We start from the raw sequence: 23,465 nt of genomic DNA, 5'->3' as shown, positions 1-23,465 counted from the left end.
AGACCCGGCAATGGCCCCTTCGCGGGCCTTGTCTCAGTCTACCTGACGCTCCAGCCAATTCTGCACATATCCGATCGGGTCGGCGATCTCCTCGCCGAAGGGGACATCTGGTGGCACGCCGACATTGTCGAACGGCTCTTCCGGCAGGCGGAGAGAACGGGTGATTGGCCAAGACATCTTGAAATTACCCGAAGGCAGCTTGCTCGACACCACATTGGAATAGTCGATCACCCCTGCCGTCGGCTTGCCGAAGGTCGTCACCTTCCTGCTTGCCCGACTATCTATCACGAACTGGTCGCCCGATGACCCAGCCCCCTCGGTCAGGATGCCTACCCGCCTGGGGAAGGGCATGACATCCGGGTAGGTCTCTATAGAAAACCCGTGTTCCAGAGGGTTGACCCAGGCTCCCGGATTCGCCCGTCCCTCGGAAATGAGGTCTTGGATATACACAATCGTGTCCGCGCTTATATCGTCGCGGTATTCGGCTAGCAGCTGCTCCATAAGGTCCATGTTGCGCTTGCTCGCGAGAGCCTCGACACCGATCGAGTAGATCGGGCGCGTGTAGAGATAGCGCATCAGCTCGGCATAGGCCCCGTCGCCCCCGCCATTGTTGTAGCGTAGATCGATCAAGAGATTGGGCGTGTTCTCCAACAGATCGTGATGCTCGGCTAGCAGCGCCTCGATCACCGGGCGGTTATCAAGGGAGAAATTGGGCAGGCGTAGCAACAGGGTTTCATCGGACAGGCGAGTGAGCGAGAAATCCTGCGGCGCGAACAGGCGTTCCTTCAAGGCCGCGTTGTCCGTTCCGACACGTTCGAGATACACCACCGTTTCACCATCGGTGAGCTTGAGCACATCGCCCGCGGCAAGCTGTTGCGCGGTCATCTCGCGTTCGCTGTGATCGCCCATCAAGTATACCACACGGGTTCCGTCGGTCTCCGGCCTAAGTGTGAATTTGACTTGCCCCTGTGCCCAGGCACGCGATCGGCTATCGCCGATGACTCCGATCGATTGCGCGGGATTGAGGGGATCCGGAATGATGGCGAGAGCATAATTCCCGTCGAAGGTCTGCCATTGCCCGGCGGTGCCTCGCGCTCCGGCAAGCGCCGCCGCAACGGTGTCAGCATCGATCATGCGCCCCTGCGACCTGAGGGCTTCGACATCATAGCCTTCCCATGGGTCCGATTCCTGTACCACGGGTCTTTGACCCGCAATTCGCCCGATGTTCAGGTGCCGGTCCTCGAACCAGCCGATCAGCTCTCGCGCCAGTGCATCGAAACGGGACGGATCGGCAGCGATCGCTAAGCGGGTATCGGTTGCCAGCCGATCAAACGCCTCGCCCTTTTCGTCTGCGGTCTTGTTCTCCCAACCCGCATAATCGTTTCGCAGGATGGATAGCATCGCGTCGTAATCCGCAAGGACTGCCGCCGTATCGGATTGCCCTTCGCTCGCGTGTACCTGCGCCGCGAGCGGCACGACCGGAAGGAGGGACAGTGCTGCGGAACATAGTGCCGTGTTCAGGAATCTAAGCAACTTCTTCGCCCTCGCTTTAGCAAGGCGAATTTTATGAGCAGCCGGATAGAAAATCCATCCGCCTTCTATGCTTCGATCTCGTAAAACTTCGCAATCGCGTCCCACGCCTCTTCGGCGGTCTCGCACCATGTGATGAGGTCGAGATCGCGGTGCGAGATCGTGCCTTCTTCGGCCAGCGCCTCGAAATCGATCACGCGGTTCCAGAAGTCCTTGCCGAACAGCAGGATCGGCATGGCCTTCATCTTGCCGGTCTGGATCAGCGTAAGCAGCTCGAAGAACTCGTCGAACGTGCCGAACCCGCCGGGGAACACCGCGACCGCCTTGGCGCGCAGCAGGAAGTGCATCTTGCGCAGCGCGAAATAGTGGAACTGGAAGCTGAGATAGGGCGTGACGAAGGTGTTGGGCGCCTGTTCGTGTGGTAGCACGATGTTGAGCCCGATGCTCTCGCCGCCCGCATCGCTCGCCCCGCGATTTCCCGCCTCCATGATCGACGGACCGCCGCCGGTGGTGACGACAAACTGGCGCACGCCATCCTCGATGATCGCCTTTTCGGTGGCCATCCGCGCGAGATTATAGGCCTCCTGATAGTATTTCGCCTTTTCGATCAGACGCTGTGTTACCTTTGCCTCACCCTCGGGCTGGTCCTTGGCAACCTGTTCGAGCGCTTCGACCTCGCTGGGCGACGGAATCCGCGCCGAACCATACATCACCAGCGTGCTGCCCACGCCTGCCTGGTCGAGCAGCATCTCTGGCTTGAGCAATTCCAGCTGGAAGCGCACCGGGCGCAGTTCCGGCAGGAGCAGGAAATTGTCGTCACGGAAAGCAAGCTTGTAGGCAGGGTGCCGCGTCTGCGGCGTATCGTGGCTGCTCGCTTCCTTTGCGAAATCAGCCTCTTCCTCTGCTCCATAGAAACGCCGATCGTAGAGATCGCGTACACCGCCGCCTTTTGTCATGCCCCAGTCGATAGGCGCGCGCGCGCAACTGGGCAAGCGCAGCCCTTCACTTTCGTCGAAGAGGGCTTACCAATCGAGCAAGAAACAAAAATTTGGACCCGCAGTCTCATGCCATCTCCTACATCTAGATTCCGGTGAACGCGGTATGATCCTTGCAGCATTGGCTCTTCCGGGCTTCCCCGACGCCCAGCCGATCGAAGGCCTGCTCGGTGGACTGCTGATCGGGCTGGCAGCGGCAATCATGCTGCTCGGCGTCGGGCGGATTGCGGGCGTCTCGGGCATGCTGGCGCGGGCAACGACGCTGGAGCGCGGCGGCGCGCCTTGGCCGGTCGCCGCGCTCTTCGTAGCCGGCCTGATCGCAGGCGGTGCGCTGTTCGCAATGCTCGCTGAGCCGATCGAGACGCGCTTTCCGCCCAGCTACGGCTGGCTGATCGCGGGCGGGCTGGCGGTGGGCTTCGGCACGCGGCTCGGCTCGGGCTGCACCAGCGGCCATGGCGTTTGCGGGATGTCGCGGCTGAGCCCGCGCTCGCTCGTGGCCACCGCCAGCTTCATCGTGGCGGGCGTGGTGACCGTGGCCATCGTGAATGCTCTTGGGGGAGCGTGGTGATGCGCTGGTTTTTGTCGCTTCTTTCGGGAGTGCTGTTCGGCGCAGGGCTCGCGCTGTCGGGGATGATGAACCCGGCGCGTGTGCGTGGTTTCCTCGATATTTTCGGCGATTGGGACCCGACGCTCGCCTTCGTGATGGGCGGCGCGGTGATCGTCATGGCCATCGCCTGGGCGATCCAGCGCCGAATAACGAGCCCCGCGACCGACGCGAAGTTCCACTTGCCCGGCACCCGCGATCTCGACCCCCGGCTGATCGGCGGATCGGCGCTGTTCGGGATCGGGTGGGGTCTCGCGGGCCTGTGCCCCGGCCCCGCCATCGCCTCGCTCGCGACATCGCTGGTCCCTGCCGCTATCTTCGTCGCCGCGATGCTGGCAGGCATGCTGCTGTTTCGGCTAACGGAGCAGCGCGAGGGTTTTTGAAGAGGGAACGACGCATGGATATCAGGCAGATCGACGAGAACGTTTCGGTCGCGGGGCAACCGACCCCGGCGGAGATGCGCATGGTTGCGGAACAGGGCTTCCGCTCTGTCATCGGCAATCGCCCCGATGGCGAGGAACCGGGTCAGCCTGCATGGAAGGAACTGGAAGCGGCAGCGCAGGACGCTGGCTTGCAGACGCAATTCATCCCCATCGCCGGCGCAGAGGATATCGAGGCCCGCAAGGATGACTTCGCGCAGGCGCTGAAGGACATGCCGGGCCCCGTCCTCGCCTTCTGCCGCACGGGCACCCGCTCGGGCATGCTTTACGAGGCGTCTCGCAGCGCAGACGGTTAGATCGCTGGCGACTAGGGTTCGAAATCTTCGCGGTAGAGGCGTGCCGCCTCTTCCAGAACGCTCTCGATCTCGGACCTGTCGCCACGCTCGAGAAGATCGGCGAAATGCTCGGTCTCCTTGGCGAACACGCGCAATCCATCCGCAATTGCCGCCCGGTTGCTTACCGCGATGTCTTTCCACATCGTCAGATTGTCGTCAGCAGCGGCGGCGACACCACGGAAGCCCCCGGCAGCCAGCGTCGAACCGAGATCGTCGGCCATCTTGTCCGTCGCCAACAGCAGCGGAAGCGACAGGAAATGCGGGATGTGGCTGACCATGGCGACGGTTTGGTCGTGCCGCTCCGCGTCCGCCCAGACGGGGACCGCGCCAATGGCATCGACCAGCGCGATCGCCAGCTCCCGCGCCCTATCTCCGGTCCGTAGGGTCTCCACCAGGACGAATTTGCGGCGGAGGTAGAGATCGCGATCGGCTCCGGCGACACCGGCGGTCTGCTTGCCCGCCATGGGATGCCCACCGATTGCCTGCATGCCTTCGGGCAGCGCATCCATGGCGGCGCAAATGGCCTGCTTGCTGCTGCCCAGATCGATGATGACCGCGTTCTTCGGCGCAATCTCCGCAAGCTCTGCAATATGCTTCACGATGGTCCCCACCGGGGTGGCGAGCACGATCAGATCTGCGCCCCTCGCTGCCTCGGCAAGGTCACTGGCGACCTCGTCGACGAAGCCCTGCTCCAGTGCCGCGCTGGCCTGGTCGCGATTGGCGTCGAGGCCGATCAGGTGCCAGTTGCCGGTCCTGCGCAGCCCGGCGGCCAGCGAACCGCCCATCAGCCCGACACCCACGACCAGCGCGCTGAGCTTGCCTTCGCCCCGGGATGATAGGGTAGTTTGTCCAGTCACTGTGCGCCAAGCTCCTGCAAGATATCTGTCTGCAATCTGCTGAGGCCCGTAGCCTCGGCGATCTTCATGCCCTGGCATCGCAACCCGGCATTCTCCTGCAAGCCGACGACGATCTTGCGGACCTCCCGTTCCTCGCGCCAGTTCCATATGCGGACGGTCGAATCCTGCGAGGAACTGACGAGATAGTCCCCGCTCGCGTCGAACGCGATGCTCCATACCGCCGCCGTGTGACCGTCGAGCGTTGCAACCGGCTCTAAGCCGCCGTCGCAGCATTGCCAGACCTTGATCGTCCTGTCGGTCGAGCAGGACGCGGCGAAGCGACCGTCGGCGCTGAACTGGATGCTCCAGATCTGCGAATCATGCGCCGCGTCGATACGTGTGGGCCGCTTCGAGAAGCCGTTTCTCAGCTGCCGCCAAAGATAGATCGTGCCGCTGTTGTCGCAGCTCGCCATCAGGTCGCCGTGCGGCGGCTGGAAAGCCACGCCGTTGACCAGATCGTCATGCTCCAAAGTCTGGACCTCGCGCACACCGAATTCGAGATTGGGATCGGTCAGGTGATAGACCTTCACCGTCCTGTCGAAGGACGCGGAAGCAAAGCACCATTTCGGCGGCGCGGGTGGCGGCGCCGGTTCGAGATTGCAGCTTGCCAGCGCGTAGGCGGTGCTCGTGTGCTCGTGAATGACCATCATCTCGCGCCCGGTCTTGCGATCCCACACGTGGACCATATCGTCGTTGCCCGAGGTCAGGACGCAGCCGTAAGGCTCCAGCCCCATTTCCACCGCATAGGTCGTGCTGGTGCCCAAGGGTATCGCGGCGGCGGCCTGCTGCGCGCGCTCGACGTCCCACAGCCTCAGCTTCCCGTCGAAGGCGACGCTTCCCACCGTTTCTCCACTCCGGTCGAACCTTATGCGATTAATCGAATCGTCGTGCTGGCCGAGCGTGACGATCGGCTCGTCTTCACAAAGCGGGATGAGCACGATCTCGTTGCTTGCGTTGCTGGCCGCGATGACCGGCGCACTCGGCGATACGGCGATCGACTTGGCGTGCGATTTCACGCCCAGGTTGAGATTGACCAGGCGGGCGCCAGTGCAGTCCACATCGCTGAGATCGGCCCCGCCGAGCTTTACTCCATCGAGCCGCGCGCCGCGCAGCGATGCTCCGCGCAGGTCCGCGCCTTCGAGATTGGCGCCCGTGATCGTCAGCCCCGCCAGATCGATCCCCCGCAGGTCGTGTTTCGCCGCATGGAGAAGCGTCAGGGCATTGCCGGCAAGGTGCGCGCCGTCGACCTCCTTCGCCTTGTCCAGCGCATCGATCAGTGCGTCGGCTTCGAGATCGGCGCTCTTCAGAAAATCGAGCGTGCCATCGGATAGCGACGTTTGCGCCCACCCCTTCCATCTGCGCTTGCTGGCATCCTCGATCAGCCTGAGTGCGACGAAATACTCCATGAAAGACCGGTGCGCGAAGGAGAGCCTTCCGGCATTATCGCGCACGAGCAGTGTCTCGCTACGCGCCGCCGCATCGCCGCTGGCATCGATATTGTCCTGAATATCCTGCACGATTTCGGACAGGTCGTCGGCATCTAGGGCCGCCTTCGATTCCGAATAGAGCTCCCAGGCGAGCTCGCTCATCAGTGCAATACGCTCCTCTTCGCCGAGCGGCGAACCCTCCCGCGCCGCGCTCGACAACCAGCGCTTCGCGCACAGTTCGTACAGGCGCAGCAAGGTCAGGTCTTCGCCGTCGCCCATGCCGATCATGATGCCCAGCACCATATCGAGCACGATCGGCCTGCGCACCAGCGTGCCGAGATTCGGGAGCCTGGCGACACGTTCGATATATTTGCGCCCCGCCGCCCCGAACCTGCGCTCGATCTTTTGCTCGATCTGTCGTTCGCTGAAATCGGCGAGGTACAGGATTTCGAAAGACCGCTCTCTGTGGGCCTGCAGCGCGCCGTCCGCTGCGACGCCGCCAAGCTCGTAGAGTTCCTCGAACTCCGAACCAATATTGTCGAAGAAGGCGCGCCGCGATGTTAGGATCGTCTTGCTGCGCGGCAGCGCCAGTTCGGAAATGACCGCCAGCGTGCGCTTCCGCTCGATCTCATGGTCGCGCGCGGAGCCGACTGCATTGGTGCCGGTTTCGTCGAGGCCGTCGAGGATCAGGAGCAGGCGTCCGCTCTCGATCAACGTCGTCAGCAGCGCGGAGGAAAACGTCTCTATCCCGAGAATCTGCTGGATATGGGCGCCCAGCGCGAAGACGTTATTCTCGTCGCGCGGCACGTGCTTGAGCGGCACCAGAACGGGAAAGCGAGCGGGTTTGGCCTGCCGGATCCGGCTCAGGCAATTGAGGGCGACCCGCATGCTGAACCAGCTTTTGCCCGAGCCGAAATCGCCGAGCACAGCCAGCTGACGCTCGTACGGGTTCTCCAGCCAGCGATCCGCATGGGCGACGACATCGGGCTTCTCCGCGATCCCGACCTCGGTCCGCGACTTGTCGAGCACCCGTTCCTGATAGCCGATCTCGACGAAGCGATCGTCGAGCGCGAGCGTATCGGCAAGCGCCTCGAGCTCTTTCCAGTGCGCCTCAATATCGAGAATTTCACACAGAAACTCGCCAATCGTCTGGACCGTCCCGCCGCGAATTTCCGCAAAAGGGCGCAGGGCCGTGGAAATTTCGCTCGCGCTGACGATCCGGAAGCGGGCGAGGCCGCGAGCCTTGGCATCCCCCGCTATCTCTTCAAGTTGCGAATGCGAGGGGTTACGCGAATGGCAGCTGACAAGTTCGCGCCCGTCGCCCCAATCGGCCACGAAGCGCCCTTCCCCTCTATGCGGCTCGATAGTGCCTGGGTTGCGCCGCGTGAGCTCGCAATATTCGTGGACCTCGTCGAATATCTTGCGTTCGGATCTGCCCTCTTTCGCTTTGATCGCTTCGAGTTCGATGATGATGTCGGCGAAGATATTTGCCCAACCCAGCTCGGTTCCGGAAAGGCTGAAACTCTTCGACCCGTAGATGCTCTCCCGTATCTGACCACCCGGAAATACTCTGTCGATGATCTCCTGCTGGGCCGCTTCGGTGGTTGCGGACGAGAAATATACCAATGTCGGAATGCCGAGGCGCTGGGCCTCGCGCCATTCTTCGGCCGTGACCGGGCCCATCGTCTGATCGACGAGCAGGACGAACAGGTCCGATCCCCGCACCTGCTCAAGGCTCGCACGCACCGGACCGTCCGAGCGCGCACCGCTTGTATGATCGCCGTACCGCGCCTTCACCCGTCGCTGGTCGAGAATGGCCTTGAGCCATTCGCGCAGCGGTTGAAGCTCCGGGCTCAGCCGCGAACTGATGAAGACGGATGGGGTGGCCTCAGGCACGGGACGTTCCCTTCCGACGCGCGAGACGACAGGCCCGCCACAACGGCAGTTGCGGCCTCCCTGCGCTAAGGCGAAGGTCAGTCGGCATTGCTATCCGCCCAGACCAGCAAGGCACGACCGGGCAGACTGTCGCTTGGCAGCGGCTCGGCGAAGCGCGCCTCGACGATTGTCGTGGAACGTGCCAGCTCGCCGTTCGGAATGCAGATGAGTGCGCGAGCGGATTCGCATCCTTCGAGCACGGTCAGCTCATCGACCGCCATGATCGCTGCCTTCGCCCGGATGTCCGTCGGACATTGTGCGCAGAGCACGAAGCGCGTGTGGAAAGCACTCCCGCCCTGCAGATCGCGCTCTACCTGCATCATCGCATCGTCATCGATATCGCTGGGAGCGATCGCGCCCCAGCCCGGTCTGGTTTCGTCGCGCACCCGGATGAAAGCTGTCCCGTTGCTGCCGACCTCTTCTGTCTCCACCGAATGTGATTCGATCCAGCGCGCACACTGCTTCAGGCTCATCGCGTGGCTGATCACTCCTGCGAGATCTGCATCGTCGTCCCTGCCCCGGTAGAGCGAAAACCGGATGGGGAGCGCCGTTTCACCCAGCACCTGCAAAGGCCGGTCGAGTGCGATCAGCGCGTCGACCGCTGCCGGGACGGTACCCGCCTGGCTGTTCTCGATCGGGACGACCGCACCATCGACCCCACCGCTCGCCACCGCCGAAATCAATGCGGCAATATCATCCAGCGGCAACAGCGTTTCCGTCGAGCCCAGAATATGCGCCGCGCGTTCGCTGAAGCTGAAGGCCGGGCCCAGGAAAGCGAGAGTCATGCAATAAGGTCCTTGTGTACCCGAAACCTGTTCGGAGCCGGACCTTATCGACCTATCCTTGCGAACCTCAAATTCTAATTCATCGCAATTCGCGACCGGATGCCTATCCATCGGAGCTAATTTGCTCTCGCCACCTGGAGGGGCAGTGTGGCGATAGTAGACCTTCCGCCTTCGCTCACACATAGCCCCGGACGGGTTTCGCAGCCGGCTCTCCCACCAGCAATTCGGTTGGTAAACCGCAGTTATCTGTCAGTTAGCGGGTGCCGATGGCGCAACTCCCCGTAGCAAATCTGCAAAGCACGCCCGCTCGAGAGCATGCGCCCATCTAAATTCGCCATATATCTCAATTATTTAGATAAATGGTGCCAGAAGAGGAGGGGGCGAGGATTCATCGTCCGATTCATCGTTCGGCTTTGCGTTTTGTCCTGTGTTGTCAGGGGTAGCGAGTTCGAGTCCAGAAGAGGCATCACATTCGAACTTCTTTTCCGTTTAATTTCTGATGTTTAGATATTTCGGTCAAGCTGAAAAGCCCGCAAAAGGCCCGCAAAATCCCTCTAATGTATTGGTTCGATGCCTTTTTTAGGACTCGGAATTTCAATTTCAAACTTGACCGCGGAGTAGGTCGTTATCCGCTTTGCGCTCCAATCTCCGCTATTCTACGGGCTGCGCGCTCTGCCCGGAAGCAGTCATCCGTTCGGTTTACTTTAAATCATCGATATTCGTTCCAGCTTCTCTTCTTTTTGGCCGATAGTCTGGGAGGGGAGGATTTGATGTAATTCCCTCAACCTGAATATCTTCGATTTTTTCACTGAGAGGAGCAAGTTCGCGACTAAGCTCGCGAAGGTCCGTTTCACCTTCAACCAAAGAATCTTCGACCGCCGGAATGCCACTCCTTATCTGGGAAAGTTTGTTTTCAGCGTTCTGCACCCCCTCCCTGAATTGGCGAAGGCGTCGTTGCGCGATAGCAGAAGCGCTCCGCCCTGAGATCCGCCGATCTGCATCTCGAAGATTATTTCCCCATCCACCAACCCTTTGCCCTAAGTCTAACAATCTTCCTTTTGTTGAGGCCAATCGTTCGTCCCAACCTTCGGCGTCCGATGCGAGTGCGGCCGTCGTGACTCGAAGCCGGACAAGATCGGAGGTGATCACCCGTTGCTTTTCTGGCTCCAGTCCTTCGTTCAGAGCGCGAATGCTATTTGCCACGGTCTCTACAGTGGCGGTCGCATCCCTCCCCAATAGTCCGGTTTCGTCCGCGGCGGGAATGATCTTTTTTCCTGACTTGTCGGTGTAAATGCCCTGACGACCCCGTCGGCCCTCGAGCACGAGCGCAGCCTCTCCAGTTATCAGATCCGTGCTGATTGTCGCTTCAAGGCCGTGGACTTTCGCCGCAGAAGGATCGAGAGTCAGAACAACGACCACGTTTTCCGGTTCATTTTCCGCCAGACGGACCGATGTTACCTGTCCCACAGGGACTCCCGATAGTGTTACAGTCGATCCCGACTGAAGGCCTTCCACGGAGCGATCAAACTTGATCTGATATGTTTCCTGATTTGGTCTGGGATCGATTAGCCACATCGCGAAAGCGATGGTCGTAAGCATCAGAATGCCAACGATCCACGCCACTAGGGAGAAGTTTGCGTTAGTTTCCATCTAGCACGCCGCCAGCGGTTTGTTCGTCCGGCAGAGGGCCGGTGCAATGAAAGTTCGCGTCCCGCATGCTCCATTCGGTTGTCCGCTATAGAACATGACCGAGGTTCGTCCCCTGGCGCAATCGCCACGAGCGGGGCATCCGGGCGCGTCGAATGTGTTTTGGTTTGAGATCGGCCTAGTCCCAACACGGGCGTGATGCCGCCCCGCCCGTGGCGACCGAATATTGCTATGACTTGCGCAAGCCGCGTCCGGTCACTCAAGCGCGAAGGCGTCATGTCTTCCAGGCCGCTGCTGGAGGATGTGATTTCAAGTCTCCTGGCGATGTCCGTCTGGTTCAGGGCAGGAGCTCTGATGAGCTGCGCCAACACACGCCACTGCGTACGATTGAGGCTCAGCGGCTGTGCTCGGTCATCGAATGCCTTGCGCGCGGCGCGGCTGATCTGGTCCATCATGAAGATCGCTCGATCATCGTGGGTGATGACATTGTCGAGTGCGAGAGTGCCCTCATCTTCTGGCATGAGACATTCCTATCGATCGGAGAAAAATAGTAAAGGACTTTCGCATTTTGTTTTGGCCGCTATATCGCTCGCGCAGCGGCTCAAACGATGGCGAGGAGCGAAATAATCATGGCGGACGAGACAGCAGGGGCTAGCGATGAAGGCGCACGTCCGACGGGGTTGTCCAGTCCGCGGGTCCGGCTGGGTCTGCTGATCGCCGGCATTCTGGTCCTGCTCGCCGGGAGCTACTGGTATTACAATCATCAGACGTACGGCAGATTCCAGCAGTCCACCGACAACGCTTATATTGCCGCCGACAGCGTCATCATCTCCCCCAAAATTGCGGGCTACGTCGAGCGCGTATTAGTGACGGAGAATCAAACGGTCGCGTCGGGCGATGCACTTGTCCAGCTGGACGTGCGAGATTATCGTGCCCAAACGAACCAGGTCGAAGCCCAGATCGCCGCGTCGCTCGCCGGAGCAGATACGGTACGCGCCCAGCAACAAGAGCAGGACGCGGCAATTGCCCAGGCCCGTGCACAGCTCGCAGCAGCATCTGCACAGGCTGGTCTCGCTGCTGAGCAGGTTGTCCGGTACCGCCCCCTTGCCGCTTCGGGAGCGGAGCCGCGCGAGAGGCTCGATCAGCTGGAGGCCCAGGCCAGAGAAGCGCAGGCTCAAGTCGCGGCAGCGCGCGCCGCGCTCACGGCGGCACAGCGCCGACAGAACACGCTTAGCGAGCAGATAGACCAGGCCAATTCGCAAGCCAACGCCGCTCGTGCGCAACTCGAGGCCGCCCGTCTGAACCTGTCATCGACCACGCTCCAGGCCAGTATTTCCGGGCGGGTGGGTGACCTCACGGTCCGACCTGGACAATTTGTCCAGCCTGGCCAACGCCTTATGAGCCTCGTACCGACCGACCGCCTCTACGTGACAGCAAATTTCAAGGAAACGCAGCTCGGACTTGTCCGCCCGGGGCAACCCGTCACCTTGGAAATCGACGCGCTGCCGGACCTCGAGCTATTAGGAAGAGTGGAAAGCATCGCCCCCGGGACCGGGGCAGAATTCTCGATCCTACCTCCGCAAAACGCGACGGGTAATTTCACCAAGATCGTTCAGCGCGTCCCGGTGCGCATATCCATTCAGGCTTCGCCCGAGATCCTGCGTCTGCTGGTGCCGGGCATGTCTGTTGTCGCGAGTGTCGATACGCGCGCCGCTAGAGACCAACTCGATTCGATCCGCAACGCGGCCGGAGACTGACCGATGGCAGGCGCCGCTGCAGCGGTTTCGCCGCCGGTCGAAAAGGCCGATGCTACGGCCTGGATCGCCGTAGCCGCCGGTGCGCTGGGGGCGATGCTGGCAACGCTTGACATCTCGATCGTCAATTCGGCGCTGCCGACGATCCAGGGGGAAATCGGCGCGACCGGAACCGAAGGCACCTGGATCGCGACAGCCTTCCTTGTTGCCGAGATCATCATCATCCCTCTGAGCGCGTGGCTGGAAAGACTGCTCGGCCTTCGCACGCTGCTCATCGTCGCGGTTTCTGCCTTCACGGCCTTTTCGGTGTTGTGCGGCATTGCCACCGATCTGACGACGATGATCATCGGTCGCACCGGTCAAGGGTTCATGGGCGGCGCGCTTATTCCAACCGCTATGACCATCGTCGCAAAGCGACTGCCTCCATCGCAACAGCCGATCGGCATGGCGCTCTTCGGAATGACCGTGGTTCTTGGGCCGGTAATGGGCCCGTTGGTGGGGGGCTGGCTTACCGAGAACCTGAGCTGGCACTACGCCTTCTTCGTCAACGTGCCCGTCTGCGCGTTGCTCCTTGCTTTACTATTCATCGGGCTACCCCATGAAAAGCCCGACTGGGTTTACCTGCGCGAGGCTGATTGGGCGGGAATAGCTGGTATGATCCTTGGGTTGGGTGGGCTGACCATCGTTCTGGAAGAAGGCCACCGCGAGGAGTGGTTCGATTCCACGCTGATCGTCCAGCTCACACTGATGACGGTCGTGGGTTTTGCACTTCTGACCTACGGACAGCTTTACGCGCGCAAACCCGTGCTCAAATTGCGCCTGATGCTCAGCAGGCAGTTTGCCAGCGTCGTGGTGATGGCACTGGCGCTTGGCATGGTCATGTATGGCTCGACCTACGTGATCCCGCAATTTCTCGCGATAATTTCCGATTATAATGCCTTGCAGACCGGACTTGTGATCTTCTGGATGGGCGTTCCGGCTTTCCTGTTGATGCCCGTTCTCCCGTTCATGATCCGCAGGATTCACATCCGCATTGCGGTCGGCGCGGGCATGTTCATCATGGCGCTAAGCTGTTTCGTCAGCATAAATCTGACAGCGGAATCGGGAGGTGGAGTGTTCACCGAAAGCCAGTTCCTGCGTGGCATCGGCATGATCCTCACGATGATGTTCCTCAACCAGGCGACGGTAGCTTCGGTTGCCAAGGAGGATGCCGGCGATGCTTCGGGCATCTTCAACGCGGCGCGAAACCTCGGGGGCTCGTTCGCGCTCGCGGGGCTTGCCTCGTTCCAGGATCAGCGCCAGTGGCATCATAGTCGACGCATGGAAGAAACCCTCAACGCTAACAGCCCCCGGCTACAGGAATACCTGGACGGCATGACGGCGTCGCTGGGCAGCCCACAGGCCGCGCTGGAGATGCTTTCCGGCATCATTCAGCGCGATGCGTTCGTGATGACCTACAACGATGTCTTTTTCGCCATGGGCGCGATTACCCTGGTCACGGTGCCGCTGGTACTGTTCCTCAAGCCTCTCCCGAAGAACTTATCCCTTTCGATGCACTGAGAACTCTATGCGCAAGACCCTAACCCTCCTCGCTCCCATGGCGCTCCTCGCGGGTTGCATGTCCGGTCCCGACTATGCCGGTCCCCCGCAACTTGCGACCGCCGCAGGCAATGCGTTCGTACGCGCCGGCCCCGAAATCGATCCGTTTGCGCCGATTGCCGGCGACTGGTGGACGCTGCTCGGCGATCCGGTTCTCAATGAACTGGAGGCGCGCGCGCTGGTCGGCAATCCGGGCGTGGCCGCGGCGCGCGCTCGCATCGAACAGGCAAGGGCTTCTGTCCGCCAGGAGCGCGCCAACCGGCTACCCGCCGTGGCTGCGCAGGCGACTGCGGTCCAGGCGAATATCCCAGGGCTAGATATCGGCAGTGGCCCGCCCCCGGGATCGCCCGGCGCTCCTGCAGACACCGAAGAGCAGGACAGCCTCAGCGTCTACAACGTCGGGCTCAATGCAAACTGGGAGATCGATTTCGCTGGGGGGCAGGCACGGCGTGTCGAGGCCATTAACGCTCAGGCTGCGGCCTCGGTGGCGAACGCCGAGGATGCGAAAGTCCAGCTCGCCGCCGAAATCGCGCGGGCGTATGTGAGCCTGCGAGAAGCGCAAGGGCGGCTCGAGCTTGTCCAGCGAGAGCGCGACTTGCAGCAGCAAATTCTCGAACTGACCTATCAGCGCTATACACAGGGCGCTCTCGCGCTGTTCCCGGTCGGTAACGCGAACGCCGAGCTCGAACTGCTCAAGTCGCAGATCGCGGAAGCTCAAGCGGACATCGATGTATTCAAAGACACGCTCGCGGTGCTGACGGGCGAAGCGCCCGGCGCACTCGACGGGCTCCTGGCGGCTCAGGCCGAAATTCCGCTTCCCCCCGAACGGGTCGCGGTGGGCGATCCCGCAGCGCTAATAGCGCGGCGGCCGGATGTTCGAGCCGCCGAACGCATGCTGGCCGCGGCGAATGCGCGCATTGGCGTGGCAGAGGCTGCTCGCTTCCCCAAGATTTCCTTCATGGGGATTCTCGGTTTGGGCGGATCGGAGCCCGACGACATCCTGGACCCGGGCAACTTATCGGCAATCGCTTTGCCGCGGCTGCAGTGGAACCTGCTTGATTTCGGCCGCACGGCAGCATCGATCGATCAGGCCGAGAGTGCGCGCGACGAGGCCGAAGCGCGCTATCTTGAAGTGGTCCTGGGCGCACTACGCGACGCCGAACAATCGCTTGCTCGGTTCGGGCAACAAAGAGCCAACGTAGCCGCGCTGGCGCAGATCAGTCGGCAGGCCGACACGGCTGCGGAGCTTAACGAGCAACGCCGCGCCGCGGGGGTAATCTCGCAAGGCGAACTCAACACTTCGATCCGCAAGCGCGAACAGGCCAGAGCAAATCTCGATCGGGCGATCGCCGCCATGACAAATGGCTGGATCGCGATCCAGAAGTCGCTTGGGTTGGGATGGGTCGAATTGTCTCGCGACAATCGCACGTCGGTTGAGCCAGCTCCGGTCGATCGAAAATCAGTTATGAAACCTGAACAGAGTTAGGATAAGTTTTCTCAGAAGTCTGCCCCGCAGCCCCTTCCAACTTTTCCTAACGCGTCAGCACCTCGTGCACTACGACCCAATCTTGGATCATAGGGGTCAGCATGTTTCCGCCTTTCGCAGAGTGCGTTTGCCAGTATCACCATCGGATATCCCGATTGCACTATTCGGTGACTCTTCATTGTCGTTTCTATGTAAGGCCTTAAGCTTTCCGCGAGCATCTCGTAGCGACATCAACGAGCGATCGTACAGGCATTTCGAGTGCAGCTCGCATTTGGCCGGTTCGATGACCGCCTCGTCGGTAGGCTTACGAGGCGGTCATCGAGCATTACGCCGCTCTGGAAAAGCTATAAAGTCATGGGTCGAAATACGAACTAGCTGGCACTGTCCGTTCGGGTCGTTGGGAGGACCACCGATCTCCCCGCCAACACGATCTGGACCTGTTAGAAACTGAACCCCAAAGCAACACCATATCTACGAGGATCCAAAGTGTAGATATTGGTAAAATTCCCCGAGGATGCGTCGGTCAAGTACAATCCTGTCACCGAGCTGCTGTCGAAAATGTTCTGAACAAATCCGCGCACGAACCAACGCTCATCCGCACTGTTCAACTGCACGATCGCGTTGGCTTGCACGAATGGCTCGATCCGGTTGACCCTGCCGTTAAAGATATTGCCGTATTGCTCACCAGTCAGCGCTACGTCCACGCGAGGAACCAGAGTCATGCCATTGTCGAAAGTGGCGGTGTACTGCACACCCATCGAAACCTTCATTTCGGGGGCCTGCGGCAACTTGTTCCCTTTTATGTTGACCTCTACGCCAGGGCTTAATACCGCAAGGCCGCTGCCCGCCGGAACGGCTCCGGCCAAGACATCGCAAATGCTGAATGCGCCGCTTGACGCAAGATTGCCGTCATTAGGAAATTCTTCGGGACCACGAAGACCCAGAGCTGCGTTCACTCCGGCCACGAATGCGTCGGCCGCGCCGGGGGCTGGCCCGGTTACGGCACAATTAGCACCGTTGCTAATATCCTTGATGATGACGGCATCAGGATCGCCGCCACCCGGGTCGCGCGGATTGGAGAAGAACTGGTCGCCGGCAACTTCCGCGTTGAGATAACTGAACGTCAAGTTGACAAGCCAATCGGGATCGGGCCGGATAACGGACTCTAGTTCCACACCCCAGATATCGGCATCGATAGTATCATTAACTGAGGTACGGGCGACGATGCGGCTAAGCTGCAACCCGCTATACTTATAGTAGAATGCAGTAGCGTTTAATTGCAGTGCGCCATTCGCAAAGGTATTTTTCGATCCGATTTCAAATGCGTCGATGGTTTCTGATCCGAAGCTTTCAGCCACATCGAAAACGGGCGAAAGGGGCGGGTTGATACCCCCGGATTTATAGCCCCTGGCATAAGATGCGTAAATCGAATTGTCAGGCGTAACTTCGTAGTCGAGCACCGCACGCCCGGTTATTTCATCGAAACCTACTTCTCTAAATTGCGTTAGCTGCTCACCTGGCGTACCAGGATCGGCATCAAAAAGACCAGAGGGACCGGTTAAGGGAGTGATCGGGCTGTCGAACGGCTCCCCGTCATTCGCGTAAGGATTGAGGAAGCTAATCAAGGTCGTGCGCGCAGTCACGTCTTTCTTGTCGTCGTTATACCGCAAACCTCCGGTGAAGGTCAGACGCTCGGTCAGGTCGACGTAGATCTCCCCGAACACACCGAAGCTCTCAAGATTAGCCTCGAGAGAATTGTTGCGGTACATGGATGTTGCGAAGTAGGATGGCGGTGCACCGCCTGCCAAAGTACCAAACGATCCCAGAATGGCACTGGCGTAGTCAAGCGCGAATGAGTTTACATAGTAACTGTTGTCGGTAGTCTTGGACTTTGCATAGATCCCTCCGAGCAGGAAATTGAATGCTCCGTCGAAATCACTGGAAAGGAGGATTTCGCCGCTCCAGGATTCGCGTTGCTCTGAAGACCTGTCGAAGGATAGCGGCGTTTCGCCGCACAATACATTACCTTCGAACGCGCCCCTGTTCCCATCATCGTTATCGGAGGTGCACAATACGCCCCCTGGGCCATTGGGGATGAGAGCCTCCACAATCGGGGTAAAATACGCCGACGAACCTGGCACGAACGCCGGTGCAGGTGCGGGGAGGCCGGTAGGCAAACCGTTGGCCGCGAAGCCGGACAACACGTTCAAGGCCGTAGCAAAGCCGGTACGATCCTGAATGCCCAGAAAGTAGTCCTGCCGGGAATCGACTTCGGTGTCCTGATAAAGACCGGTTGCAGTCAGTGTCATAGCTCCGATGCGCTGCTCGAGACGGGCCTGTAGCTGCACTTCATCGGCAAAATAGAATGGAGTATACGCCGTGTTTACCGTGCGCACATCGTCGGGCTTATCGAATCCTGCAAATGCGTCGGGGCCGTACAGGCTTCCCAATCCCAGTACTGAGGGAATTCCCTGAATAGCGAAGAACTCTTGCGAACTGAGCGTTGCGCCGACTGTGGAATTGGCATTGGTGATGTCAAAGTCGCGGCGATTGTTCAGACAACCCAGCACGCCGAGCGGGTCACGCTGGCAGGCCTGCTTTTGATTACGTAAACGGGTGTCATCTTCCCTGAAATAATATGCCATGAAGTCGAGAGTGGTATCGGCACCGGGTTCAAAACGAAGAGAACCACGAACAGCGTACATGTCTCGGTCGTCGACATCCGAATTGTCGAAAAGGTTTGTGGTGTAACCGTCGCGATTCAGAAAGAATCCGGCTACCCGAACGCCGATAGAATCGCCGATCGGGACATTGACCATCCCTTCGGCCTTGATGCTGTTGTAATTCCCATACTCGAACTCTCCGGCCGCGCCGAAAGAACCGAGGTCAGGCTTGGCTGTCACAAGGTTGACAACACCCGAGGTAGCGTTGCGGCCGAAGAGGGTGCCCTGCGGCCCCCGTAGGACCTCAATTCGCTCAAGGTCAAAATATTCTGTTTCGAACAGCCGGGTACCAAAAAGAGGGGAACCATTGATATGGATAGCCGTCGCTGCGTCACACGTCACACCAACACAAAGATCGCCGATACCACGGATGGTGAAGGACGACCCGGTGAAGTTGCCCTTCGAAAATGAGACGTTCGGGAGCGTCAATTGAAGGTCAGCAGCGTTTTCGATCTGCTGGCTTTCGAGAGCCGTAGCATCGAAGGCACTGACCGCGATCGGCACCTCTTGCAGACTTTGAGATTGGCGTTGGGCCGTAACGATGATTACGGATCCTTGGGGTTCCGCCTCATCAGTTGTGGGATCCTGCGCTAAAGCCATCTGCGGCCAAGCCAAGATGGCCGAAGTGGCGAGCACCATCGCTCTCAGTGTCATATAGCATCCCTTCCCATCTCTTCAGTGCGACGATAATTGGCTCCGCCGCTTACTGCAAAATGGGGCGACCTCGAGGGTCGCACCTTAGTCTGTGGAGAGGAGAGGGAGAGAATTAGCCCAATCCCCGTCCATGGGCATATACATCCGCGTGATATTAGTAAAGCGCCTTATCTTTTGACCCCATGGGCCACGATCCAGATCGCACGCGGAGTGAACGTTTGCTAAAGATCAGCAATGGTTGGCGCGCTAAGCGAGTTGCTCCCGATAAAGCTTTTGCCCCAGCTGGCATCGAGACCAACGAAGCGTTCGCCGTGCCGACGGCGACAATAGTTCGGATATAGTACAAGATGAATATGGACGCCCTTTGCCCCCATCTCGCTGGCCTCTGACCAGGAACCAGCCTCTTAGTATGGGGGATCTCAGAGGCTCCAAAAGGCCAGTACCGCCCGAAGCGCAGCGACGAACGCGAGCGGCTGATCCAGCATGAGATGATGGCGTGCATCGGGCACTGCAACAATTGGTATCTTTCCCCCTCCCAGTTCCCGGATATAGCGGGCGGAATCGCGATCAAAGAGCTGACTTTTCTCGCCGTACACAATCGCTTTGCGCCCGGGCGCATCGACCAGCCTCTGGCCTACTGTCAGCCATTCGTCGGGCTTGTTGCTGCGCCGGAACACTTCGGGAGAAAACTTCCATGTCCACTCCTCGCCATCGCGGCGGAGAGAGTGATAGGCCATGTAATCCATCAGGAACGGCTCACCAACTGCCTGCGGCGGCGACAGGATATACCTCTCGCGCGCCGCTTCGTAGGTCGGGTAGCGTCGCACCGGTTTGTCAGGATTACCCGACCCGGGGCTCGATCTGCCCATGGTCCAGTATTTCTCCAGCTTTTCGGGCCGCATCACCATGAGATCGCAGACAATAACGCCGGCGAAGGCATCCGGCGATTGGGAAACGGCGGTCAGCGCTGCACCCGAGCCGAAACTATGGGCGATGATCGTCGGTCTGCTTCCATCCGCAAACAAATCGAGCGCTTCGCTGATCTCGACAAATTCCTTTCCCCGCGCAGCTATATCGGCCACGCCGCGCATCTCGCTATCGCCCATACCGGCCAGATCGAACGCCACCACGTCGTAGTCTTCGGCAAGGTACGGTGCGATGAAGGCAAAGCAGCGGGCATGGGCGAGAAAACCGTGAGTCATGAGCAATTTGGGCCGGTCACGCCTGCCCCAGCGAAGATAATGCACCCGCGCGCCACCAACCTCTACGAAGCCTTCCTCACGGGGCACGCTCAGCGCCCAGGCGAACCATTCGGGTATATCCGCCCCGTCGCCGGCCCATACGGGATCAATATCTGTTGACCCGTCGTGGATTGGTTTCATTTCATTCATTTCGGCGCAGTCTCCATACCGGATAGTGTATTCCTGATAAAACCACGATAATCGTGCCGTGCGACATCGTGGCATAGATCGGCGTAACCAGATACGCTGGGGAAATTGATCAGTTGTCGGGGTTTGCCGGGAATATTGGCGCCCATGTACCACGATTCAGCCTTGGGGAAGAGCGTCATCGACCCTACTTGGGCGACCATATCGGTCCAGCTTCGCTCGGCCAGCGCATCGGCTTCGAAAAGGCCGATCCTGTTATCGCGCAGCCAGATCCGGAAATCGCAGATCCAGTCACCCTGGATTTCGGCGCTTGTCGGACCGTTGGAAAAGCCTGAAGGGCTGAGCGGGCCGTAGGCGAACAGCATGTTCGGAAATTGGGCGACGGCCATGCCCAGATAGGCTTTGATCTCACTCTTCCATGCTTCTGCCAGCGCCAGCCGACCGCGGCCGGTGATGTTCATGTCGATGAGCCCGCCACGACCGGCATCGAAGCCGGTCGCGAAGACAATGAGATCGCACGGGATCATGCCAGTGGCTGTTTCTATCCCGGCCTCGGTGACGCGAGTGATCGCGGTGTCGTTCAGATCGACCAGCGTAACATTGTCTTGTGCGAAGATCTCGTAATAATTCTGTTCGAGCGATGGTCGCTTGGTCCCGAAGGGATGTGGCGGCTCATCGGGAGCGAGCTTCTCGGCAATGGTCGGGTCGCAGATCCGCTCGCGCACCTTGTCACACCAGAACTCGTAGGCGTGGCGATTGGCGTCCTCGTTCGTCAGTATGTCAGCGAAATTATGATACCAGAAGCGCAACCCTCCTCGCTGCCACAAATCCTCGAAATGCGTAGTCCGCTCTTCCTCGGTCACAGCCAGGGCCGAGATGTCCAGCGATTGGCATTCGAAACCGCCACTTGTCGTAAGCCTTTTGTGGAAGACAGCGGGATATTCGGATTTTTCGCGAAGCTGACGATCAGCGTCCAGTTTTTCCTGCCGCATGGGAAGGGCGAGAATCGGGGTTCGCTGAAAAAGCGTCAGCTGCTCCGCGCAGCTTGCCGCCTCCTGCGCCACCTGTACGCCGCTGGCACCCGTGCCGATCAGGGCGATCCGGCGGCCGGAAAGGTCGATGCCTTCCTGCGGCCAGCGGGCGGTATGGCACCATTCGCCTTCGAAATCGCTAAGGCCCAGGATATCGGGAATGTAGGGTTTCGAGGCGAACCCCAGGGCCGGCAAGAGGAAACGCGCGCTTACTTTTCCGCCATCGTCGAGCTTCAATCGCCAGCAGGCGGTGTCTTCATCGAACGGCGCGCTTTCGACCCGTGTTTTCATTCGCATTGCCGGCCAGAGGTCGAGCGTATCGCAGACGTGGAGGAAATAGGCGCGCAGTTCTTCCCAGCCTGGAAATCGTTCGCTCCACGTCCAGCTTTTCCATACTTCCGCAATGGAAAATTCGTAAAGTGGAACCTGGGAATCGACCCGTGCTCCCGGATAGCGGTTCCAGTACCAGATTCCGCCCGGCTGCTCCGCTGCGTCTACCAGCAGAACATCGAACCCCGCCTGACGCAGCTTGTAAAGCAGGTATATTCCGCTGAACCCGGCCCCGACGATTACGACATCATAGTCAGGAGGGGGCGAATGGCTCACGAGGCCCCGGCACCCGCTTTCGCGATGTCTTTAGCCGTAGTATAATCCGCCTTGCCGTTTGACGCGCGCAAGGCGGTTTGCGTTGGGCAAATCGCCTTGGGCGTTTTGTAACCTGCCAGTTGCTGGCGCACGTGATCCTTGATCGCTTGCGCGTCGAAGTCCGCATCCTGGGTCAAATGCACCACAGCGGTCACCGCTTCGCCCCATTTTTCGTCAGGCACCCCGACGACAAGCGCGTCGGCAATGGCGGGATGGGTTTTGAGCACTTCCTCCACCTCCTCGGGGTAAACCTTTTCACCTGCGGTGTTGATGCAGACGCTGCCGCGGCCCAGCAAGGTCAGGCTTCCATCGGATTCCACCCGGCACCAGTCGCCCGGGATGGAGTAACGCACGCCATCGATCGTCCTGAAAGTCTTGGCCGACTTTTCCGGGTCCTTGTAGTATCCTGTGGGGATTGCGCCCTTGCGGGCAATAAAGCCGGGCACGCCGCTCCCCGCCTCGACCTTCCGGTCGTTCTCGTCGAATACGTCGCAAAATTCCCCGATCCCGAATTTCGCGGTGTTGGTGCCGCCCTGTGCGGTCGTCACCGACAAGCCGTAGCCCAGCCCTTCCGAAGCGCCAAAACTGTCCATGAGGATGACCTGGGGGATATGTTTGCACAGGCCCGCCTTTACCTGTTTACTCCACATGACGCCGGACGAGATGATCGAAATCAGGCTGCTCGTGTCCCAGCGCTTCGGGTGGGCGTCCAGCGCCTGCAGCATGGGTTTGGCAAAAGCGTCACCGACAATGGCGATGCTCTGCACCTTGTGCTGGTCCACCGCATCCCACAATTCTTCCGCGTCGAAGGATGGATCGGACAGCGTGACGATGGCCCCGCCCGACATGAGCGTGCCAATAGCAGTAATGAACCCGGTTCCATGCATCAGCGGGCACGCCGGCAAAGTGATGCGCGCAAGCTCGCCCTGCTTCACCAGGGCCACCATTTCCTCCATGGTCTGGGGAACCGGACCCAGCAGCTTTTGCGCGTCGAGCTGAGCCTTGCGCATATCATCGTGTCGCCACATCACGCCCTTGGGCATGCCGGTGGTACCGCCTGTATATATGAACAGCAGGTCATCGGGAGAACGCTCGATATCGAGAGGCGCGCCGTTACCTTCTACAAGTTTTTCGTAAGGAAGCGCGAAGGAAGCGATCTGCGAAGCATCGCCGATTTCTACAAATGTATGAACCTTGGTCAACCGTTCCTTCAGTTCAAGAATGCAGTCGCGGAACTCGGAACTGTAAACAATTACCTCGCTATCGGAATCGTCGAAGATGTAGAAAACCTCCTCGGGACGGTAACGATAATTGATGTTCACGTGCGTGAGGCGGCCCTTGAAGCACGCGGCCATCAATTCCCCGTATTCGGAACGGTTGCGCATGTAGAAGGCTATCTTCGCCCCGTCGCCTGCACCTTGCGCGCGCAGATTGCGCGCCAAATTGTTCGAACGCTTCGACATTTCGGGCCAGCTAATGATCCGGTCGCCGTGAATCAGCGCCGGAGCATCTTCCGGGACCGCAGGTTCGATTGCATCAAGGATGTCGCCAAGGTTCCAGTCGATCACGTATTAATTCCTCTCTCCTTGGT

Annotated in this window: 17 protein-coding genes; 6 read left to right on the top strand and 11 right to left on the bottom strand. The window is 59.8% G+C overall.

Features of this window, described 5'->3' with window-relative positions:
• Nucleotides 1–33 precede the first annotated feature (33 nt).
• Together AAG612_RS11880 and AAG612_RS11875 are read right to left on the bottom strand one after the other, a co-directional pair.
• Nucleotides 34–1,638, bottom strand: coding sequence for a S41 family peptidase (locus tag AAG612_RS11880; protein WP_342510361.1), 1,605 nt, complete (start codon nt 1,636–1,638; stop codon nt 34–36).
• Complete coding sequence (locus AAG612_RS11875) at nt 1,599–2,486, bottom strand: LOG family protein (protein WP_342510360.1); 888 nt, start codon at nt 2,484–2,486, stop codon at nt 1,599–1,601. Before AAG612_RS11875 ends, AAG612_RS11880 begins: the two co-directional genes overlap by 40 nt.
• A 145-nt stretch (nt 2,487–2,631) precedes the next feature.
• On the opposite strand from AAG612_RS11875, the gene AAG612_RS11870 reads away from it, so the two are divergent.
• The 3 genes from AAG612_RS11870 to AAG612_RS11860 are packed head-to-tail and all read left to right on the top strand — an operon-like array spanning nt 2,632 to nt 3,865.
• Complete coding sequence (locus AAG612_RS11870) at nt 2,632–3,093, top strand: YeeE/YedE family protein (protein WP_342510359.1); 462 nt, start codon at nt 2,632–2,634, stop codon at nt 3,091–3,093.
• Nucleotides 3,093–3,512 (top strand): DUF6691 family protein, encoded by a 420-nt coding sequence (locus AAG612_RS11865; RefSeq protein ID WP_342510358.1) that lies wholly within the window; start codon nt 3,093–3,095, stop codon nt 3,510–3,512. Before AAG612_RS11870 ends, AAG612_RS11865 begins: the two co-directional genes overlap by 1 nt.
• 14 nt (nt 3,513–3,526) lie before the next feature.
• Entirely contained in the window at nt 3,527–3,865 is a 339-nt protein-coding gene (locus AAG612_RS11860) for a protein tyrosine phosphatase family protein (RefSeq protein ID WP_342510357.1), read from the top strand.
• Between the two features lie 11 nt (nt 3,866–3,876).
• On the opposite strand, the gene AAG612_RS11855 is transcribed toward AAG612_RS11860, so the two are convergent.
• The 5 genes from AAG612_RS11855 to AAG612_RS16325 all read right to left on the bottom strand — a co-directional run bounded on the left by AAG612_RS11855 (nt 3,877) and on the right by AAG612_RS16325 (nt 11,046).
• Nucleotides 3,877–4,761 carry a prephenate dehydrogenase gene (locus AAG612_RS11855; RefSeq protein WP_342510356.1) on the bottom strand — a complete coding sequence of 295 codons (885 nt, stop codon included), beginning with the start codon at nt 4,759–4,761 and terminating at the stop codon, nt 3,877–3,879.
• Nucleotides 4,758–8,123 carry an NACHT and WD40 repeat domain-containing protein gene (locus AAG612_RS11850; RefSeq protein ID WP_342510355.1) on the bottom strand — a complete coding sequence of 1,122 codons (3,366 nt, stop codon included), beginning with the start codon at nt 8,121–8,123 and terminating at the stop codon, nt 4,758–4,760. Before AAG612_RS11850 ends, AAG612_RS11855 begins: the two co-directional genes overlap by 4 nt.
• Before the next feature lie 77 nt (nt 8,124–8,200).
• Nucleotides 8,201–8,947, bottom strand: a complete 747-nt coding sequence (locus AAG612_RS11845) for a prephenate dehydratase domain-containing protein (RefSeq protein ID WP_342510354.1) — start codon at nt 8,945–8,947, stop codon at nt 8,201–8,203.
• 699 nt (nt 8,948–9,646) lie between these two features.
• On the bottom strand, nt 9,647–10,597 hold the full coding sequence (locus AAG612_RS11840; RefSeq protein WP_006834175.1) for an MlaD family protein: 951 nt from the start codon (nt 10,595–10,597) through the stop codon (nt 9,647–9,649).
• Nucleotides 10,570–11,046 carry a MarR family transcriptional regulator gene (locus AAG612_RS16325; protein WP_225082872.1) on the bottom strand — a complete coding sequence of 159 codons (477 nt, stop codon included), beginning with the start codon at nt 11,044–11,046 and terminating at the stop codon, nt 10,570–10,572. The genes AAG612_RS11840 and AAG612_RS16325 overlap by 28 nt, the downstream gene beginning before the upstream one ends.
• 177 nt (nt 11,047–11,223) lie before the next feature.
• On the opposite strand from AAG612_RS16325, the gene AAG612_RS11830 reads away from it, so the two are divergent.
• From AAG612_RS11830 to AAG612_RS11820, 3 genes are read left to right on the top strand one after another with little or no spacing between them, the layout of a single operon-like run.
• Nucleotides 11,224–12,351 (top strand): HlyD family secretion protein, encoded by a 1,128-nt coding sequence (locus tag AAG612_RS11830; protein ID WP_063511170.1) that lies wholly within the window; start codon nt 11,224–11,226, stop codon nt 12,349–12,351.
• 3 nt (nt 12,352–12,354) lie between these two features.
• Nucleotides 12,355–13,908: a DHA2 family efflux MFS transporter permease subunit gene (locus tag AAG612_RS11825; RefSeq protein ID WP_006834177.1), complete on the top strand. Its 1,554-nt coding sequence runs from the start codon at nt 12,355–12,357 to the stop codon at nt 13,906–13,908.
• A 37-nt stretch (nt 13,909–13,945) separates the two neighbouring features.
• Complete coding sequence (locus AAG612_RS11820; protein WP_006834178.1) at nt 13,946–15,433, top strand: efflux transporter outer membrane subunit; 1,488 nt, start codon at nt 13,946–13,948, stop codon at nt 15,431–15,433.
• 440 nt (nt 15,434–15,873) lie between these two features.
• Here AAG612_RS11820 and AAG612_RS11815 read toward each other — a convergent pair whose 3' ends face one another.
• The 4 genes from AAG612_RS11815 to AAG612_RS11800 all read right to left on the bottom strand — a co-directional run bounded on the left by AAG612_RS11815 (nt 15,874) and on the right by AAG612_RS11800 (nt 23,442).
• Nucleotides 15,874–18,810, bottom strand: a complete 2,937-nt coding sequence (locus AAG612_RS11815) for a TonB-dependent receptor (protein WP_006834179.1) — start codon at nt 18,808–18,810, stop codon at nt 15,874–15,876.
• 419 nt (nt 18,811–19,229) lie between these two features.
• Nucleotides 19,230–20,201: an alpha/beta fold hydrolase gene (locus tag AAG612_RS11810; RefSeq protein WP_050599570.1), complete on the bottom strand. Its 972-nt coding sequence runs from the start codon at nt 20,199–20,201 to the stop codon at nt 19,230–19,232.
• A complete protein-coding gene (locus tag AAG612_RS11805; RefSeq protein ID WP_063506924.1) occupies nt 20,198–21,835 on the bottom strand; it encodes a flavin-containing monooxygenase in 1,638 nt (545 codons plus the stop codon). Before AAG612_RS11805 ends, AAG612_RS11810 begins: the two co-directional genes overlap by 4 nt.
• On the bottom strand, nt 21,832–23,442 hold the full coding sequence (locus tag AAG612_RS11800) for an acyl-CoA synthetase (protein ID WP_006834182.1): 1,611 nt from the start codon (nt 23,440–23,442) through the stop codon (nt 21,832–21,834). The genes AAG612_RS11805 and AAG612_RS11800 overlap by 4 nt, the downstream gene beginning before the upstream one ends.
• Nucleotides 23,443–23,465 lie beyond the last annotated feature (23 nt).

The sequence above is a fragment of the Citromicrobium bathyomarinum genome (assembly GCF_038594605.1).
Classification (GTDB): Bacteria; Pseudomonadota; Alphaproteobacteria; order Sphingomonadales; family Sphingomonadaceae; genus Alteriqipengyuania; species Alteriqipengyuania bathyomarina_B.
Note: the sequence above shows the minus strand (reverse complement) of the source record. Positions and strands in the feature narration are given on the sequence as shown.

Excerpts from the sequence above, each read along its gene's own strand:
- AAG612_RS11875 (WP_342510360.1), bottom strand. The coding sequence starts at position 2,486 with ATGACAAAAGGCGGCGGTGTACGCGATCTCTACGATCGGCGTTTCTAT.
- AAG612_RS11870 (WP_342510359.1), top strand. The coding sequence starts at position 2,632 with ATGATCCTTGCAGCATTGGCTCTTCCGGGCTTCCCCGACGCCCAGCCG.
- AAG612_RS11865 (WP_342510358.1), top strand. The coding sequence starts at position 3,093 with ATGCGCTGGTTTTTGTCGCTTCTTTCGGGAGTGCTGTTCGGCGCAGGG.
- AAG612_RS11860 (WP_342510357.1), top strand. The coding sequence starts at position 3,527 with ATGGATATCAGGCAGATCGACGAGAACGTTTCGGTCGCGGGGCAACCG.
- AAG612_RS11845 (WP_342510354.1), bottom strand. The coding sequence starts at position 8,947 with ATGACTCTCGCTTTCCTGGGCCCGGCCTTCAGCTTCAGCGAACGCGCG.
- AAG612_RS11840 (WP_006834175.1), bottom strand. The coding sequence starts at position 10,597 with ATGGAAACTAACGCAAACTTCTCCCTAGTGGCGTGGATCGTTGGCATT.
- AAG612_RS16325 (WP_225082872.1), bottom strand. The coding sequence starts at position 11,046 with ATGGACCAGATCAGCCGCGCCGCGCGCAAGGCATTCGATGACCGAGCA.
- AAG612_RS11830 (WP_063511170.1), top strand. The coding sequence starts at position 11,224 with ATGGCGGACGAGACAGCAGGGGCTAGCGATGAAGGCGCACGTCCGACG.
- AAG612_RS11825 (WP_006834177.1), top strand. The coding sequence starts at position 12,355 with ATGGCAGGCGCCGCTGCAGCGGTTTCGCCGCCGGTCGAAAAGGCCGAT.
- AAG612_RS11820 (WP_006834178.1), top strand. The coding sequence starts at position 13,946 with ATGGCGCTCCTCGCGGGTTGCATGTCCGGTCCCGACTATGCCGGTCCC.
- AAG612_RS11815 (WP_006834179.1), bottom strand. The coding sequence starts at position 18,810 with ATGACACTGAGAGCGATGGTGCTCGCCACTTCGGCCATCTTGGCTTGG.
- AAG612_RS11810 (WP_050599570.1), bottom strand. The coding sequence starts at position 20,201 with ATGAATGAAATGAAACCAATCCACGACGGGTCAACAGATATTGATCCC.